Source organism: Chryseobacterium suipulveris (assembly GCF_022811685.1).
GTDB classification, from domain to species: Bacteria; Bacteroidota; Bacteroidia; order Flavobacteriales; family Weeksellaceae; genus Kaistella; species Kaistella suipulveris.
Window position 1 is genome coordinate 1,624,474 of record NZ_CP094532.1, and the last position, 18,178, is coordinate 1,642,651.

Consider the following 18,178-nt stretch of genomic DNA (forward strand, 5'->3'; position numbering starts at 1 on the left):
TTCACAGATTCTTCTATAACCTGCGGTTCAAAAAAGAAATTATAATAAATTACTAAATAACAGCAATATAAAGTTAAAAGTATCTGAAATATTTGTATTAAAGTATTAGATTGAAATTTAGTTTTGATAATTAAATACAAACCCAAAAATGTTAATATTGATAAAATTGCTAATATTTTAGGGAATTTTGACATAGTTATTTAAAAATAATTCAACCCAAAAGCCAACAAAACCGCCATCATCAGAGTCATAATTCCCACTTGCTTTAGGAATGGGTCGAGTTCGCGCGGCTCTTTTACCGCCATGATTTTTCGTCTTAAAGCAGTCATTGGAAAAAGCAAAATCATCACAATGAAAGGATAATATTTTCCTTCTTTGATGAATCCATTAACTCCTAAGAAAACCAAAATCAAAATCAATGGAAGCATCAAAAGGATGATTTCGTAAACCATCGCCATTTTAAAACCGAGTCGCAGCGCCAAAGTTTTTTTTCCGCTCGCCGCATCACTTTCAATATCACGCATATTGTTCAAATTGAGAACCGCAGCACTCATCATTCCAACCGCAGTTGCAGGGATCAGCACATCCCAGTCGAAAGTTTTGGTGAATAAAAAGTAGCTCCCACAAACCGAAACGAGCCCGAAGAAAATGAATACCATTAAATCTCCCAAACCAATGTATCCATAAGGTTTCTTTCCGACGGTGTAGCAGATCGCCGCCAAAATGCAGGCAACTCCAAGAGCGACAAATGTGTAAAATTCATTCATTAAACCATCTCGGAAAAATGCGAGATAAAGTAAAGCCACCGTTGCAATCAGTGACAAAACCGAAAACAGGATCACCGCATTCTTCATCTGACCTGCAGAAATCTTACCAGAAGCAACCGCTCTCTGTTCGGCTTCATTTACCCGAAGCTGGTCGGTTCCCTTAACTCCGTCACCATAATCGTTCGCAAAATTCGAAAGAATCTGGTACAGTAAAGTCACCAAGATTGCCATCGCAAATATTTTCCAGTCCCAAGTTCCGCCATTTTCCAAAATTCGCCATCTCGCGATAAAGGAACCGATGATGATCCCGCTTATAGAAAGCGGTAAAGTGCGTAACCGTGCTGCTTTAATCCAATCTGTCATAAACAATTTTTTAGATTGGAGACTTAAAGATTAGAGACACGAGACAAAAAAAATCTCGTATCTCAAATCTCCAAATCTCAAGTCTCTTTTAAGATATCCACTTATTTTCGCCAAAATCGGGTTTCCTTTTTTCCAGGAATGCGTTCCTACCCTCTTTTGCTTCGTCGGTCATGTAAGCAAGTCGGGTTGCTTCACCTGCGAAAACCTGTTGACCAACCATCCCGTCGTCGGTAAGGTTCATGGCAAATTTCAACATTCGGATCGACATCGGAGATTTTCCAAGAATTTCCTGCGCCCACTGATAAGCGGTATCTTCGAGTTCAGCATGTGGAATCACGGCATTGACCATTCCCATTGCTTCTGCTTCTTTTGCGGAATAATTTCTACCGAGGAAGAAAATTTCCCGAGCTTTCTTCTGTCCGACCATTTTGGCAAGATATGCGGAACCGTAACCTCCGTCAAAACTCGTTACATCGGCATCGGTTTGTTTGAAAATCGCGTGTTCTTCTGAAGCCAAAGTCAAATCGCAAACTACGTGAAGGGAATGACCCCCTCCTACTGCCCAACCATTTACAACAGCAATAACTACTTTTGGCATAAAACGGATCAGTCGCTGAACTTCGAGAATATTGAGACGATGTCTTCCGTCGTCGCCGACGTAACCTTGATGTCCACGTGATTTTTGGTCACCTCCACTACAGAAAGCGTGACCGCCATCTTTTGGACTTGGACCTTCTCCAGTCAATAAAACCACTCCCACTGAAGGATCTTCGGAAACGTGATAAAAAGCGTCGTATAATTCTGATGTTGTTTTTGGTCGGAAAGCGTTCCTCACTTCTGGCCTGTTGAAAGCGATTCTCGCTACAGAACCACATCTCTTATAAGTAATATCTTCGTATTCTTTTACGGTTTTCCAGTCTGCCATTTTTTCTAAAATTTTAGCCGTAAAGATAAGGATTTTGGAGGGAAATACCTCTAAATTTATCTTTGATGACTACTTGAAAATACTGTTTCAAAAGCGTTGTCAAATTTTTAGTTTCCAAAAAAAATCAGGAAATTTGTAGCATGAGAAAACCTGTAATTGCTGTTGACGGCTACTCTTCTACGGGAAAAAGTTCGATTTCGAAAGTGATCGCCAAGAAACTTGGACTCGTCCACATGGATACCGGTGCGCTCTATCGCGGGGTCACCTATTTTGCAAACACTTGCTGTGCCAACGAAAATGGGGAAATCAATATATCTTTCCTCATTAATAATCTTGATAAAATCAAACTCGAATTCAAGACTATTAATGACGAGTTAATCCTTTTCCTTAATGATAAAGATATTTCAAAAGAAATCAGGACTAACGAAGTTTCTCAGAATGTGAGCTTGATTGCCGCCCAGAAAGAAGTCCGCGATTTTTTGATGGAAACACAGCGGTCAATTGCCGAGAAAGGCGGAGTAATCCTCGACGGAAGAGATATCGGAACCGTAGTCTTACCCAATGCGGATTATAAATTCTTTCTCACGGCAAGTCCGGATGAACGAGCAAGACGACGTTTTCTGGAGCTGCAAGGACTTGGTATAAAAACAGATTTGGAAACCGTTTACAACAACCTGATTTCCCGCGACAAAATCGACAGCGAACGTGAAGTCGCCCCATTAAGAAAAGCAGATGATGCAATTCTCATCGACAACACCTTGCTCGGCAAAAAACAGACGATTGACTTAATGCTGACTTATATCAAGTGAGTTTTAACATAAATTTAAGACACCGGCTTCTTTAGAATGGTATATTAATTGTAACTTTAATAAAAGTTTTTTAGCAAACTAATCCACTATTTTTATTAACTATTAAAATTAAATACAATGTCTAAAAAAGGAAACAACGCAGCAGGAGTTTTGGCAGGTTTACTTGCAGGTGCTGCAGCAGGTGTAGTTCTGGGAATGCTTTACGCTCCTGAGGAAGGTAAGGAAACCAGAAAGAAAATTAAAAACAAAGCCAACGACCTAAAAGATCAGGCGGTTGACCAATACGGAAAAGTTTCCGAGAAGGCAAAATCCCAGTATCAGGACGTTTCTGAAAAAGTAAAAGATCAGTATCACAACATCACTTCCCAAGTAAAGGAAACTGCCGACAAAGTAGCTTCCACAGTGAAGGAAGGATACGACAAATACAAAGATCAGGCAATCGCTAAAACAACTGAGGTTGTGAAAGACGTAGAAGCTGAATTGGACGGACTTAAATCATAATAGAAATCCGTTTTTATTCGACTAAAAATAAAAAGGGACTTTAACCATAAGTTCCTTTTTTTGTAACTTTAAAAAAAATATTATGCTTGACTTTGTAAAGGATTACGCTTCCAAACGGCTGGATCTGTTGAAAATGGAGGCCACCGAAAAATCGTCGCTTACCGCAGGTACAGTTACTTTCCTGGCAATTGCTTCGATTGCAGGAATATTTTTCATCATTCTCCTGAACATTGGTCTCGGTTTACTGATCGGTTCTTATCTTGGCAATTATGCTTACGGATTGCTGATTATGGCGGGTTTTTATCTTTTGATTCTGGTCATCGTATTCTTGGCGAGAAATTCGATTAAGAATGGTGTTGCCAACAAAATTATTAAAATGCTTAACGATTAAAAATGGGAACTAAATACAACAGCTTGGAAGAACTGCGCAGAAAAAAGGAACTGCTGAAGAAAGATGTTTCTGAAATGGAGAACCTGCTCACCTTTGAAAATACAAAGGAAAGTTTGAGCGCTTTTACAAATGGTTTAACCGACCAGTTCCTGCAAGAAAAAACCGCGGAAGACGGAGAAAGAAAAGTTTCGCTCAACACGGGCGCAATCGTAAAGCAGATTTCTAACGCGGTGACTGAGAACATTCTCAGCAGAAATGCAATGTACGGGATCGCAAAAAGCGACGCAGGCGTAAACCTTGTGGAAAACGCATTGAAATTAGGCGCGGTAACTTTTGTCGGGAATTATGCCAAAAAGAATTTCTACAATTCGAACTGGAAGAAAAAACTCATCGGAATTGCGTTGATCTACCTCGCTCCGATCGCATTGAAATACATCAGAAAAAAATTGGAGAATTATCAGAGAAACAGAACCACTTCGAGTTTGGAGCAGCTAATCTAAATTATTTTCTTCCCGAAAAAATTTCACCCAAAATAATTCCCGCCGCCATCGACACGTTCAAGCTTTCTGTTGCCTGAGATTTTCCGAAACGGGGAATGGTGATTTTTTTGGTGAGCAGTTTTTCGGTTTCGAAGCGGATTCCGTTTCCTTCATTTCCTAAAACAAGGTTGAACTTTTCGGGGAATTCGGTGTGGTAAAAATTTTCACCGTCCATATCGGTGCCGATGATTTCGGAAGATGAATCTTGGAGAAATTCTGAAATATTTCTGTAAATAATATTCACCCGAAGAAATGAACCCATCGACGCCTGAATGACTTTCGGATTATAGAAATCGACCGTGTCTTCGCTGCAAGCAATCTCCTCGATTCCGAACCAGTCGGCAAGCCGGATGATGGTTCCAAGATTTCCGGGATCCTGGATTCCGTCCAAAACCAAGCGGATTGGAGTTTCAATGGAATTTTCCTCTTCATTTAATACGCAAACCGCGACAGAATCTTTGGGATGTTGCAGAAAACTTATTTTTTTCAGTTCATTTGGCGTAATTTGTGATGCGCTTACATTTTTGAAGCCGAGCTCATCTGGGTTTACCGAGAAAATTTCGTGGATTTTGTAACGGGAATTGGGTATTTCTCTGATGGTTTTGTTGCCTTCAACCAAAAACAAATTGTATTTTTGTCTGAACTTCTTCCTGTCAAGGGACTGTAATATCTTTATTTTATGGGCGGTAAGCATATTCTAAAATATCTTCAAAAATATCACATATTTTTTTCTTCTGCAATCACCGTATTTCTGCTTTATGCGTGCAGCACGACGAAAAAAGTTCCCGACGGCGAATTTCTGCTCGTAAAAAACACGTTTAAGTATGAAGACGGAAAAATTCTAGACAAAGAAGTTCCCAATTATGTGAGCCAAAAACCCAACAGAAAGGACCTCCTCCTTTTTCCTGTCGGACTTTGGATGTATAATGCGACCAACCCAAAATACGACTCGATTCTGAATGAGTACATGACTTATCCTTCGGAAATGAGGAACCAGAAACTCAGGGATTCGCTTTTCATTAAATATAATCATCCGGAATGGATAGGGAAAAGTTTGTTCTATGAGCGATTCATGCACAACATCGGGCAACCTCCCGTAATTCTGGATCAGGGGAAAACCGAGACCAGCGCGAACTCCATCCGTAAATTTTTTGTTTATAAAGGATATTGGGATGCAGATGTGAAGTTCAGCCATGATTTGGATTCCGCCGCCAAAAAAGCGAAGGCAAACTACCTGATTACCCACAAAGATCCAACGCACATCAGCGAATACTATTACGATATTCCCGATCCTGCCATTAAAAGTATTTATGAGGAAGACCTCAATAAAAGCTTGGTGAAAGGAAAGCAGATCCTCGATCAGACTGTGCTAGAAAAAGAAGTAAAGCGGATCAACGATTTGATGAAAGACCGCGGTTACTACAAATTCAACAGTTCCAATGAGGAAATTTACTTCACTGCCGATACTTTGCAAAGCAGAAAAAATGTTCCGCTTACAATGGAAATCCATAAAGATTCGGTGGATACTCCTTACAGGAAAACCACCATCGGAGATCTGAAAGTTTACGTGGTAGAAAAAATCTCTGATGTTCCCGATACCGAAAAGGATTCGCTGAGAGGAATCAATTTCTATAAACTTGATGACCAGTACAAAACCAACGCGCTGTGGCGACCCATAATTCTGAAAACTGGTGAGCTATACCAGCAGAAAAACCTCGATCTTACTAAAAGAAATATCGCGGCAACCAATAATTTTAGTATCATTAAATATGATGAGATCCCTCGCAAGGAAAACGACAGTATTCTGGATGTGAGTTATTACCTTGCCCCACTCCCAAAATATGACCTGAAAATCGCAGCTGACATTAATTACTCCCAAATTCTTAATCTCGGGATTTCGCCATCGGTTGACTTGACCACAAGAAATATTTTCGGAGGTATGGAAAACTTAACGACGAGTATTTCGGGAATTTTCGGTTCGGTAACCAATACCAAAAAGCCAGACCAGAGAATTCTTGCGTACGAAATCGCAGCACAGGGTTCATTGAATTTCCCACGACTTTTGATCCCGTTCAAAACATGGAAGGTGATCCCAAAAAGCTACTCTCCAACTTCATCGATTGTTTTGGGAACATCGCTGCAGGAAAATCTTGGTTTAGGAAGAATCGGTTTTAATGCGGGATTGAACTATTTTGCGAATGTGAACGATATCGTTTCGCACCGTTTGTCGCTCTTCAACACACAACTTAGTTTCACCCGAAACAAAGACGCTTACTACGACTTTTTTCCTGGGGATCGCGAAGTGAGAGATGATATTTTCAACCTTTATTCACCGACACTTTTGGATCAGGTGAATTCTGGACAAATGACTTCCGATGATGCATCGGCAACGATTATGAGTGATGAAAACTTCAGGAATTCTCTGTCTGCAGATCAGCTAAACCAGTTCAACTCCTTCCAGCAATCCTTGATCAATAAAGACCGACAGACACAGGACGTTTTGATTTCATCATTAATCTATAATTTCATTTATAACGAAATCGGTAAAAAAGACCGACCAAATCCTTTCTACTTTAATGGAAAAGTGGAACTCGCGGGAAACATTTTTTCATTGTTCAATGCCAAGCAAAGTCAGGAAGGCGTAGTTTCGGGAACTTCGAGAAAGATTTTTAATATTCCCTATTCTCAGTTTATCAAATTTGACTTTGATGTTAGAAAGTATTTTACCTTTTTTGATGACAAACATACGCTTGCTTTGCGGCAGTTTATCGGGATCGGAATTCCTTACGGGAACTCGTCCCAAATGCCATTCGTGAGATCTTACTTCAACGGTGGTTCCAACGACATCCGTGCATGGAGAGTTTTCGGCGGATTGGGTCCAGCGGATTCGCAACTTGACGAAAAAGTTCGTTCCTATATTATGGACAATATGAAACTCACCACCAATGTCGAATACAGAGTGCCGTTCACACAAATGTTTGAAGGTGCTGCCTTCGTCGATGCAGGAAATATTTGGAACCTGAAAAACAATGATTTGGACGACCAGTTCAAGTTTAGCAAATTTCTCTCGCAGATGGGAGTTGGAGCTGGGTTAGGTTTAAGAATGAATATTGCCTATATCACGCTCAGAATTGATGCCGCCTACAAAGTGTATGACCCGAATCAAAAACCCGGTGAAAAGTGGGTGATCCAAAAATGGCAACCTTTGAAACCCGTTATCAATTTCGCGTTTGGTTATCCGTTCTAAAACAATGTTCCGCAGTTTGTCTGCGGAATTTTTGTTTTTACTGAAATCCTTTTTGAGGATGGTTTAATCTTTTTTAATAACTTTACCAATCAGCGCAACTATTAAAAAAAAATACCAGAATGTTTTCGACACGATCCTTTTTGAAACTTAGCTTTTTAAGTATTTCAACCCTACTTTTTTCACAGGAAACCAATCTTAAGAATATCACGAAACTCACCTTCGGTGGCGACAATGCAGAAGCGTACTTCTCCCCAGACGGAAAAAAACTGACGATGCAGGTCACCAATCCCGAAATCGGCGCACACTGTGATCAAATTTATCTACTCGATTTATTCAATCAAAATATTGGGACCAAAGATCTGAAATTGGTTTCCACTGGAAATGGCAGAACTACCTGTTCTTTTTTTATGCCCGACGGAAAACATATTCTTTACGGCTCCACTCACGAAGCCGACAAAGCTTGCCCGCCAAAACCAGCGCCAAGAGCCGACGGAAAATATTTGTGGCCTATTTATGCGGAATTCGACATCTATGTTGCAGATCTGAACGGAAAAATTGTGAAGAAACTCACCGACTCTCCCGGTTACGATGCGGAAGCAGTGGTTTCACCCGATGGAAAATACATCGTTTTCACCTCCACAAGAAGTGGTGACCTGGAACTATGGAGAATGGACATCGACGGAAAAAACCTCAAGCAGCTCACTTTTGGGTTGGGTTACGATGGCGGTGCATTCTTTTCCCACGATTCCAAAAAACTGGTGTTCCGCTCTTCGAGACCGACTTCTGAAAAAGACATCACGGAGTACAAAGAACTTCTCGCCCAAAACCTCGTCGCACCGACTAATATGGAGATCTATACAATGAATATCGATGGGACGGATTTGAAGCAAATTACAAATTTGGGTAAAGCGAACTGGTCTCCTTATTTTCATCCATCCGATAAAAAGATTCTGTTTTCTTCCAACCACCATTCGACAAGAGGTTACGATTTCCAGATTTATTCAATTGATATTGACGGGAAAAATTTAAGGCAAATCACTTACGAAAGCGAGTTCAACGCATTCCCGATGTTTTCGCCTGACGGAAAAAAACTGGTATTTGCAAGTAACAGAAATGGCGACAAACCCCATGAAACGAACGTTTTCATCGCCGATTGGATTGATACTGACTTAAACGAAACCGTTTCTGAAACGAATCTCAAAAGAACAGTAACTTATCTCGCTTCAGACGAACTGCAGGGACGACTTACCGGAAGTGACGGTGCAAAGAAAGCGTCCAACTTTATTTCTAATGAATTTAAGAAAATGAAGTTGAAACCGCTGTATGGAAAAGACTTTAAGCAAAATTTTGAATATTCGGTGAAGTTGAATCCACACGAGGAAAGTTCATCGGTAAAAGTTAAAGGAAACAATGTTGTCGGTTTCCTCGACAACAAAGCGGAGAAAACGATCGTGATCGGTGCACATTACGACCACCTCGGTATGAACGAGCATAACAATTCCACACTGATGAATTCCAAAGGACAGATCCACAACGGAGCGGACGATAATGCTTCGGGAGTTTCTGCTGTGCTGGAATTGGCGAGAATGTTTTCGCAAAACAAAACCAAAGAGAAAGTCAACTATATTTTTGCGCTTTTTGCAGGTGAGGAAGACGGTTTAATGGGTTCGAAATTCATGGCTGAAAACCTTCCGAAAAACCAAAAGATCAAAACGATGATCAACCTCGACATGATCGGCCGCCTCAATAAGGACAAAGCTTTAACCATCGGCGGAATTGGGACTTCGCCTACTTTTGGCGAAATGGTGAAACAGTACAAACCTGCAGGTTACAATCTGGCAATCGACAGCTCTGGAGTCGGACCGAGTGACCATACTTCTTTTTATCTGAAAGATATTCCAGTTCTTTTCCTGTTTACAGGTACTCACAACGATTACCATAAACCAAGCGACGATACCGAAAAAATCAATTTCGATGCTTTGAGAACGATTACCGGTTATGTCTTTAACCTTGCAAATGCGATTTCGGAAACGGAAATTCCTTTTACCAAAACTAAAATGTCGCAAAGCAAAGCTGTTCCTAAATATAAGGTAACACTTGGTGTGATGCCGAGTTACGCCGACACGAAAGACGGACTCCACATCGACGGAGTTTCCGAAAACCGACCCGCCGCAAATGCAGGAATCAAAGCAGGCGATATTTTAACAAAAATAGGAAGCTGTGAAGTGAAGGAAGTGTATTCTTATATGGATTGTCTTTCGAAAATCAATTCTGGCGACGAACTCCCGGTAACTGTTCTTCGTGAGGGTAAACCGATTACGGTGATGGTGAAATTCTAAAATCACAATAGAAGAAAAGAAAGGCGGAAAATAGTTTCCGCCTTTTGTTATTCATCAAACAAACTTCCGATTTGTCCTTCTTCCGGGAAGTCTTCATCTCTCACATCGTGGTCGATAAAGGAAACACTCCCCTCGTTCTGCTCCACCTCGTCGAACCCAGGATTGATTTCTTCTTCAGGTTCAGGAATCGTGATGTTGATCGCTTTAATTTTTTCTTTAATGAACTGGTTTCCTATTGCCTTGATTCCTTTCACCGCAATGAATTCATCGATATTGATGGTTTCGGGCTCCTTTTCTTTTCCTTTGTCTTTAGCAAAAATAATTTCTGCGGTGGAATTATTAGCTACGATTACATTTTCGATAAAGGATTTCGGATGTTCCGATGGCATGAAAGTTTGAACATTGGTCGTATTTTCCAGCATAAACCTCTTGATGAAATAAATTCCCTTTTCACCATCAAAATAGATGCAGGTCACCGGTTGATCAGGATTCCATTTTTCGAGGATCAGATATTCATCGTCGAAACGGTTGCTCAGATCGAAGGAAACCAGTTTTGCTTCCCCGTTTGCATTGATGGTCAAAATCTTGTCGTCACCTTTGAATGTTCCAAGCAAAGTTCCGCGTGCATCGGCATTTAATCGTCGAACGGTATCATCAAACCAGATTTTTCTCGGTGCCAAAGTCGAGTGTCCTTCTTCTTTGAGGTCCACTTTTTTCACCGCATATTTGGTGACGAGGTTTCCTTTGGAATCGCGGCCTTTAATCGCCAGTTCCGAGAAATCGATGTCGATTTTGTTCTTTCTGACTCTTGCGTTGGGTTTTAATAAAACCGTCACCACTTCCGCTTCACCATTGGGATTTGCGGAGAAGTAGAGCATTTCCGAACCTTTCTTGTCTGATGCCAATTTGTAGTCGGTATTTCTGGTAACCCCGGTTACGGAGAAACGCTTCATATAATAAGGACCGTCTCTTCCTTCACGGTAAATCATATTGTAAACCGTGCGTTTATCGTTCTTTTTCCAAACTGCGACGTGCTCGATATTTTTTCCGATAAAGGTTTTGGCTTCCACTTTTACCACTTTCATTGTGCCGTCTTTCTGGAAGGTGATAATGTCGTCGATATCGGAACAGTCGAAAAGGTATTCGTCTTTCTTAAGAGAGGTTCCGATGAATCCTTCGTCGCGGTTGACGTAGAATTTTTCGTTGGCCACCGCAACTTTGGTCGCATCGATGGTGTCGAAGATTCTCAATTCTGTTCGGCGTTCTCTGCCTTTTCCGTATTTCTTAAGGATGTTGGAATAATAGTCGATCGCATAAGCAATCAGGTTTTTCAAATGATGTTTTACCTGCTCGATCTTTCCTTCGAGTGACCGAATATTTTCCTTGAATTTATCGAGGTCGAAACGCGAGATGCGTTTGATCCTGATTTCGGTCAGTTTCACGATATCCTCTTCCGTAACCGCACGCAGCAAATGTTTGGTGTGAGGTTTTAATCCTTCGTCAATGGTTTTGATGACTTCTTCCCATGATTTCACTTCCTCGATGTCGTGGTAGATTCTATTTTCGATGAAGATTCTTTCTAATGAAGAAAAATGCCACTGTTCCTGAAGTTCGTGCAGTTCGATCTCCAATTCTTTCTTAAGTAATGAAACAGTGTGGTCGGTATTTCTTCTAAGAATTTCGGAAACGGAAAGAAACTCGGGTTTGTCGCCCACGATGACACACGCATTCGGAGAAATCGGAATTTCGCAATCGGTGAAAGCATACAGCGCATCGATGGTTTTGTCGGGAGAAACATCGTTGTTGAGCTGGATGTTGATTTCAACCGCATCGGAAGTATTGTCCTCGATTTTCTTGATTTTGATCTTTCCTTTTTCATTGGCTTTAATGATGGAATCGATCAGATCGCCCGTGTTTTTACCGAAAGGAAGTTCGGTGATGCAGAGTATATGTTTATCTTTCTGGATGATTCTTGCTCTTGCGCGGATTTTTCCGCCACGTTCGCCGTCATTGTAACTGGAGACATCCAACATTCCGCCTGTGAGGAAATCCGGAAAAAGTTCGAATTTTTTGCCCTTTAAATAGAGGATTGAAGCATTGATGAGTTCCACAAAATTGTGTGGCATAATCTTCGTGGAAAGTCCCACCCCGATTCCTTCAACTCCCTGTGCAAGAAGCAGTGGAAATTTCACGGGAAGATCGATCGGCTCGTTGTTTCTGCCGTCGTAAGATTTTGCCCAATTCGTCGTCTTTGGATTGAAAACCACTTCCAGAGCAAATGGAGTTAACCTCGCCTCAATATATCTCGCAGCAGCTGCGGAATCTCCCGTGTAAATATTTCCCCAGTTTCCCTGGGTATCGATCAGCAGCTCCTTTTGACCGATCTGTACCATTGCGTCAGTAATCGAGGCATCACCGTGCGGATGGTACTTCATGGTATTTCCGACAATGTTTGCAACCTTGTTGTAACGCCCATCTTCCAATTCCCGCATCGAGTGCATGATTCGGCGCTGAACCGGTTTAAAACCGTCATAAATAGACGGAATCGCCCTGTCTAAAATTACATACGACGCATAATCCAAAAACCAGTCTTTGTAGAGACCGGAGACTTTCTTCAGTGATTCTTCGTGGTGGTTTTCCTGTTCTTCCATCAACTTACTTTCTCTCTTTCTTTATTAGCTTTAATTACCCTGCTCAACGACAGTTTCAGGTCATGAATTTCTTTTCTTGTAAGATAAGATATATCGTACTTCAAAATAGTTGAATGACTTTTCTTACTCGAAATAGTGATGAATAGCCGTTTAAAAAGCAGTGCATCTACTACTTCGTATTTCAACAGTTTGTATTTTGGGAACTCGTCGCTCGCGGTTCTTAAAAGCGACCAGATTCCTCTGTTCTTAAAATTTAGGACTTCACCGTCGCTGTCATATTCAAAAATTTGTCTTCCCCGCAAATAAAAAACATAGAGTAAAAGCAACGGAATAATGATGAAAAAACCACCTCCCCAACCGCTCACATCAAATATATATCTTTCGAGGAGAAATGCCGCCACACCAAGAAACACCATCATCAAAATCGCTGAACCAATAAACCTGTAAATTCCTGTTTTCTTTCTGTTGCTTAATCTCATTAAGACGAATTTAAATTAATCTTCAGCGTCCGTCAACACTTCTTTCTTATCAATGTCGGGATCTTCCACCACAAGGTTTTCCAGGATAAATGTTTGTCTGTCCGGAGTGTTTTTCCCCATGTAAAATTCCAGAAGTTGGTCAATGGTTTGATCCTTTCCGATTACGACCGGTTCTAACCGGATATCGTTTCCGATAAAATGTTTGAACTCATCGGGCGAAATTTCTCCCAACCCTTTAAATCGGGTGATTTCTGGATTTTTGCCGAGTTCTTCCAGTGCTTTGATTCTTTCGGGTTCGGTGTAGCAGTATCTTGTTTCCTTTTTATTTCTTACCCTGAAAAGCGGAGTCTGCAAAATGTAAAGATGTCCGTTCTTGATTAAATCCGGGAAAAACTGCAGGAAAAAAGTGATCATCAGAAGTCGGATGTGCATCCCGTCAACATCGGCGTCGGTCGCGATAATCACGTGATTGTAACGCAAATCCTCCAATGAATCCTCGATATTTAAAGCTGCCTGCAAAAGATTGAATTCCTCATTTTCATACACTACCCTTTTCGTCAAACCGTAACAGTTCAGCGGTTTCCCTTTGAGTGAAAAAACCGCCTGAGTTTCCACATCCCTGGATTTGGTAATCGATCCGGAAGCAGAATCACCTTCGGTAATGAAAATCATGGTTTCCGCCTTTCTGTCGGCTTTCTGATCATTGTAGTGCTGTCTGCAGTCGCGCAGTTTTTTATTATGGAGGGAAACTTTTTTTGCACGTTCTCTCGCAAGCTTCTGAATTCCCGAAAGTTCTTTTCTTTCCCTTTCAGAAATAATAATTTTTTTATGGATCGCTTCGGCAACTTCCGGATTTTGGTGCAGGAAATTGTCGAGTTTGTTTTTAAGAAAATTGGTAATGAAAGTTCTCACCGTTTCCTTTCCCGGCTCCATTTCGTTGGAACCAAGTTTCGTTTTGGTCTGCGATTCAAAAACCGGCTCGATCACTTTAATGGAAACTGCCGCGATAATTGACTTTCTGATATCTGCCGCTTCGAAATTTTTGTTGAAGAATTCACGTACCGTTTTTACATATGCCTCTCTGAAAGCGTTCAGGTGAGTTCCACCCTGTGTTGTATTTTGACCGTTAACGAAGGAAAAATAGGTTTCCGACTGCGATTTATCGGAATGGGTGATCGCCACTTCGATATCGTCGTCTTTCAGATGAACGATCGGATAAAGGATTTCGCCTTCGATTTCTTCCTGAAGCAAATCTTTCAAGCCGTTTTCCGAGTGGTAGGTTTCGCCATTGAAAACGATCTTTAGTCCCGGATTCAGATAACAATAGTTCTTGAGCATCTTCTCGATATACTCTTTCCTGAACTTGAAATGTGCAAAAATCGTCGAGTCGGGAACAAAGGTGATCTCGGTTCCGTTTCGGTCGGAAGTATCGGTTTCCTTATGGTTTTCGGTAATAATTCCTTTGGAAAATTCAGCCATTTTGACTTTTCCGTCGCGCACTGATTTTACCTTGAAATAATCAGAAAGTGCGTTGACTGCTTTCGTTCCCACCCCATTCAGACCAACCGATTTCTTAAAAGCTTTGGAATCGTATTTTCCACCGGTGTTCATTTTGGAAACGGCGTCAACTACTTTCCCCAAAGGAATTCCACGACCGTAATCACGAATCGTTGCCTTTCCTTCGTCGATTTTTATTTCGATTCTTTTGCCGGCTTTCATCACAAATTCGTCGATGGAATTGTCGATGATTTCCTTGAGGAGGATATAGATTCCGTCGTCCGCAGAAGAACCGTCACCGAGTTTCCCGATATACATCCCGGGTCGAATCCGGATATGCTCCTGCCAATCGAGGGTTCTGATGTTGTCTTCGGAATAGTTTACAGTAGTGTTGTCGCTCATTTTCCTCACCCAACCCTCTCCAAAGGAAAGGGCTTTTTCTTTTATAATTTTACTAAAATTCAATAACTCACAAAAATAGCGAAAGAAAAATTATAGAGAAAATTTTGTGGAAAAGTTTTGGGAGATGGAAGTCCGAAGTCCGATGACCGAAGTCGGAAGACCGAAGACAAAAAAAAGACCGGAGAAATCTACGGTCTTTACTTTCACTTTTGGACTGTCTTTTTCAGATAGTTTTCTACCAAAGCGACCCAATATCTTGCTCCAACCGGAAGTAAATCCTGGTTGAAAACATATTTCGGGTGGTGAACCATAAAAGTATCGCCATTCCCGAGCATGCAGTAATTTCCTTTTTTCTTTTCGAGCATAAAGGCGAAATCCTCGCTTCCCATGTACGGATGCGCGTCTGTAAAAACATTTTCTTCACCGAAAGTTTCTTTTGCCACTTTTGCTGCCCAATGGGTTTCCTCGTTGGTATTCACCAAGACAGTCCCCGGAATTCCTTCGCGGATTTCCACTTCACAGTTAAAGGATTCTGCCTGAGTTTTCGTGATCAGGCGAACTTTATCCAATACCATTTTTCGGTCCTCAGGATCCATATTTCGGATACTCAAACGAAGAATTGCCTTTTGTGGAACAGCATTTCCCGCGATTCCTGATTGGAAAGCACCTACGTTTACTACCGAAGTTCTCCACGGAGATACATTCCTGGAAACAATGGTTTGCAAAGCCATGACCAACGAAGAACCGCACACGATCGGGTCGATTCCCAATTCCGGCATGGAACCGTGACTGCCTTTTCCAGTGATTTCGATTTCCCAGTTATCGACAGCTGCCATGAATTTTCCGGTGTTGAAGTAGAATTTACCCAATTCCAAACCCGGCATATTGTGCATTCCGTACACCGAATCTACTGGGAATCTTTCGAAAAGTCCGTCTGCAATCATCGCCGGTGCTCCTTCCATCGTTTCTTCCCCGGGTTGGAAGAAAAAGCGAACTGTTCCGTTGAAGTTTTTGGTTTCTGACAGGTATTTTGCAGCACCCAAAAGCATCGTAGTATGCGCGTCGTGTCCGCAAAGGTGGGCGTTTCCTGCAACTGTACTCTTGTACGGAAGATCATTTTCTTCTTCGATAGGTAAAGCATCGAAATCAGCCCTTAAACCAATGGATTTTTCGCTGTCGCCATTTTTCAGAGGTGCCACTATACCGTATTTCCCAACACCTTCTGCGATTTCAAAACCACCGAAGGATTTCAAGGTGTCAACAATATATTTTGCGGTATTTTCTTCTTTCATGGAGAGCTCTGGATTTTTGTGCATCGTATCCATCCATGATTTCATTTCGGGTTTTCTGTCTTTTAAAATTTCTAAAGTGTTCATTCATAAATGACATTAATTTCTGCTGAATAAGTTTTCAATGCTTGAAAGGTAATTTTCGACTGATAAATTTACGGCTTTCTTAACCGAATCTATAGTTTGCTTCGTTAAAAAAATGTCAAAAAATTTCTCTTCGCACAAGTACAAAAAAAAAAGAGCGTTATCAATATAACGCCCTTAAATAAGTTTTTTAAAAACCGTCGCCGTCAAGAAGATTTCCCAACCCACCGAGAACACTTCCCTGCTCCCCGCGTTTTGTGGTTCCGTACTGAAGGATTCTGCTCGCCAATCGTGAAATGGGTAAAGTCTGAATCCAAACTGTTCCCGGTCCCCGAAGTTGTGCGAAGAACAAACCTTCACCCCCGAAAATCGAGTTTTTGATACCGCCCACAAACTGAATGTCGTAATCAACACCCTTGGTAAATGCAACGATACAGCCAGTGTCGATTTTGAGGATTTCCCCTGGTTGAAGTTGCTTCTCGATCACGTGTCCGCCACTGTGGACGAAGGTCATTCCGTCGCCTTCCAGTTTTTGCATGATGAAACCTTCGCCGCCGAAAAGTCCAGTTCCCAGTTTTTTCTGAAGTTCGATTCCCACCGAAACTCCTTTCGCTGCACAAAGGAAGCTGTCTTTCTGGCAAATCACTTTACCACCGAGTGCAGACAAATCAAGCGGAATAATCTTGCCGGAATACGGCGCCGCAAAAGTCACCTGTTTCTTTTGATTCGAGATGTTGGAATATACCGTCATGAAAAGGTTTTCGCCGGTGAGCATCCTTTTTCCGGCAGAGAAAATCTTGCCCATCAAACCTTTTTCCGTGCCGTCACCAAAGAGGGTTTCCATTTTGATTCCTTCGGTCATCATCATGAAACTTCCCGGTTCGGAGATGACGCTTTCTTTTGGGTCGAGCTCTATTTCCACACACTGCATTTCTTCGCCGTGGATTTTGTAGTCAATTTCGTGGTTGTTCATTTTTTAACGTTCTTTAGATTTATGTAATAAGTGAGTCAGATAAACAATTTGTTACAATTATCAAATCAGCCGGTGAATACAGCGATGTTCCGCCAGCTAAACGGAACCTGAAATTCATTTGTTGTAAAGAAATATTTCATGTCACAACCAAAATTTCGCGAATAATTGGTGCGTCGCATTGTAATTTTTATTACCTTTGATAGCAAAGTAAACATAATTTACTTAAAAACTAATAAACCATAAAAACTAATTATTAACCATTAACCTCAAAAAACATGAGAAAGTTCTTTTTTTGGGGTGTCGGCATACTTTTTTGCCGTCACAATTACGAATGCCCAAACTAATTCAGTTACAAAGGTCAGATTGCAACAGCACCGTTTATCAGCGCATCACAACAAGCCGCGATTGCTAACGGAAATTCCTTTTCTATTGACGAAACAAATCGCAAAACAATGCTGAATGCTTCCACGACTTCAGGAACAAATTACAATATTTCGCGAGTGGATTACTCTCAAAATAATGTTGCAAACAGTACTATGGATGTACCAAGAACTTGATCTGGGGCGCTTGGGAAGACTATACTATTAACGTAAGTAACAGTCTCGCTGTTGCGACTATAACGAAAGATCAGGTTCAGCTGTACCCTAATCCAACCAAAGGAAACCTTCAGGTGACCGGAATTACACCCGCCCACGTAAAAGTTTTCGGAATCGATGGAAAACTTATCCCTGCAAGATATGAAGGAAACGTGATTGATACCCATAAGCTAACAACGGGAGCTTATGTTATTCAAATCACCGACAAAGAAGGAAACACAGTTTCTAAACGATTTGTGAAGGACTAAGTCTAACCACTAATAGAAGTCGCCCCAAAAATTCGGGGCGATTTTTATATCAAGTGAGTCGGCCAATCTCATGAATCA

General features: G+C 41.3%; 15 protein-coding genes. 7 read left to right on the forward strand and 8 right to left on the reverse strand.

Annotated elements, in window-relative coordinates; translation table 11 throughout:
• Window positions 1–200 precede the first annotated feature (200 nt).
• The gene (gene menA, locus MTP09_RS07765; protein ID WP_243547667.1) at window positions 201–1,130 is read right to left on the reverse strand and encodes a 1,4-dihydroxy-2-naphthoate octaprenyltransferase; all 930 of its coding nucleotides are present in this window, start codon (window positions 1,128–1,130) and stop codon (window positions 201–203) included.
• 88 nt (window positions 1,131–1,218) lie between these two features.
• Window positions 1,219–2,055, reverse strand: coding sequence for a 1,4-dihydroxy-2-naphthoyl-CoA synthase (locus tag MTP09_RS07770; protein ID WP_243547668.1), 837 nt, complete (start codon window positions 2,053–2,055; stop codon window positions 1,219–1,221).
• A 140-nt stretch (window positions 2,056–2,195) separates the two neighbouring features.
• Here MTP09_RS07770 and cmk point away from each other — a divergent pair, with 140 nt between their 5' ends.
• The 4 genes from cmk to MTP09_RS07790 all read left to right on the forward strand — a co-directional run bounded on the left by cmk (window position 2,196) and on the right by MTP09_RS07790 (window position 4,256).
• On the forward strand, window positions 2,196–2,864 hold the full coding sequence (gene cmk / locus MTP09_RS07775; RefSeq protein WP_243547670.1) for a (d)CMP kinase: 669 nt from the start codon (window positions 2,196–2,198) through the stop codon (window positions 2,862–2,864).
• Window positions 2,865–2,981: 117 nt separating this feature from the next.
• Complete coding sequence (locus tag MTP09_RS07780; RefSeq protein ID WP_243547672.1) at window positions 2,982–3,365, forward strand: YtxH domain-containing protein; 384 nt, start codon at window positions 2,982–2,984, stop codon at window positions 3,363–3,365.
• 82 nt (window positions 3,366–3,447) lie between these two features.
• The gene (locus MTP09_RS07785; RefSeq protein ID WP_243547674.1) at window positions 3,448–3,756 is read left to right on the forward strand and encodes a phage holin family protein; all 309 of its coding nucleotides are present in this window, start codon (window positions 3,448–3,450) and stop codon (window positions 3,754–3,756) included.
• A 2-nt stretch (window positions 3,757–3,758) separates the two neighbouring features.
• Window positions 3,759–4,256, forward strand: a complete 498-nt coding sequence (locus MTP09_RS07790; RefSeq protein WP_243547676.1) for a phosphoribosyl-ATP pyrophosphatase — start codon at window positions 3,759–3,761, stop codon at window positions 4,254–4,256.
• Window position 4,257: 1 nt separating this feature from the next.
• Here the strand turns inward: MTP09_RS07790 and MTP09_RS07795 are convergent, their stop codons facing one another.
• Complete coding sequence (locus MTP09_RS07795) at window positions 4,258–4,989, reverse strand: RNA methyltransferase (RefSeq protein WP_243547678.1); 732 nt, start codon at window positions 4,987–4,989, stop codon at window positions 4,258–4,260.
• Between MTP09_RS07795 and tamL the strand changes: the two genes are divergently transcribed.
• On the forward strand, window positions 4,975–7,542 hold the full coding sequence (tamL, locus tag MTP09_RS07800; RefSeq protein WP_243547680.1) for a translocation and assembly module lipoprotein TamL: 2,568 nt from the start codon (window positions 4,975–4,977) through the stop codon (window positions 7,540–7,542). The two genes, MTP09_RS07795 and tamL, sit on opposite strands and share 15 nt — an antisense overlap.
• 140 nt (window positions 7,543–7,682) lie before the next feature.
• Window positions 7,683–9,881: a M20/M25/M40 family metallo-hydrolase gene (locus MTP09_RS07805; protein ID WP_243547682.1), complete on the forward strand. Its 2,199-nt coding sequence runs from the start codon at window positions 7,683–7,685 to the stop codon at window positions 9,879–9,881.
• A 47-nt stretch (window positions 9,882–9,928) separates the two neighbouring features.
• On the opposite strand, the gene MTP09_RS07810 is transcribed toward MTP09_RS07805, so the two are convergent.
• The 5 genes from MTP09_RS07810 to MTP09_RS07830 all read right to left on the reverse strand — a co-directional run bounded on the left by MTP09_RS07810 (window position 9,929) and on the right by MTP09_RS07830 (window position 17,256).
• Window positions 9,929–12,532, reverse strand: coding sequence for a DNA gyrase/topoisomerase IV subunit A (locus tag MTP09_RS07810; protein WP_243547684.1), 2,604 nt, complete (start codon window positions 12,530–12,532; stop codon window positions 9,929–9,931).
• Complete coding sequence (locus tag MTP09_RS07815; RefSeq protein WP_243547686.1) at window positions 12,532–13,011, reverse strand: hypothetical protein; 480 nt, start codon at window positions 13,009–13,011, stop codon at window positions 12,532–12,534. Before MTP09_RS07815 ends, MTP09_RS07810 begins: the two co-directional genes overlap by 1 nt.
• Window positions 13,012–13,026: 15 nt before the next feature.
• On the reverse strand, window positions 13,027–14,910 hold the full coding sequence (locus tag MTP09_RS07820; protein ID WP_243547688.1) for a DNA topoisomerase IV subunit B: 1,884 nt from the start codon (window positions 14,908–14,910) through the stop codon (window positions 13,027–13,029).
• 203 nt (window positions 14,911–15,113) lie between these two features.
• Window positions 15,114–16,286 carry a M20 aminoacylase family protein gene (locus MTP09_RS07825; protein ID WP_243547689.1) on the reverse strand — a complete coding sequence of 391 codons (1,173 nt, stop codon included), beginning with the start codon at window positions 16,284–16,286 and terminating at the stop codon, window positions 15,114–15,116.
• A 187-nt stretch (window positions 16,287–16,473) separates the two neighbouring features.
• Entirely contained in the window at window positions 16,474–17,256 is a 783-nt protein-coding gene (locus MTP09_RS07830; RefSeq protein WP_243547690.1) for a TIGR00266 family protein, read from the reverse strand.
• Between the two features lie 553 nt (window positions 17,257–17,809).
• Between MTP09_RS07830 and MTP09_RS07835 the strand changes: the two genes are divergently transcribed.
• Window positions 17,810–18,100: a T9SS type A sorting domain-containing protein gene (locus MTP09_RS07835; protein WP_243547691.1), complete on the forward strand. Its 291-nt coding sequence runs from the start codon at window positions 17,810–17,812 to the stop codon at window positions 18,098–18,100.
• Window positions 18,101–18,178: the final 78 nt, after the last annotated feature.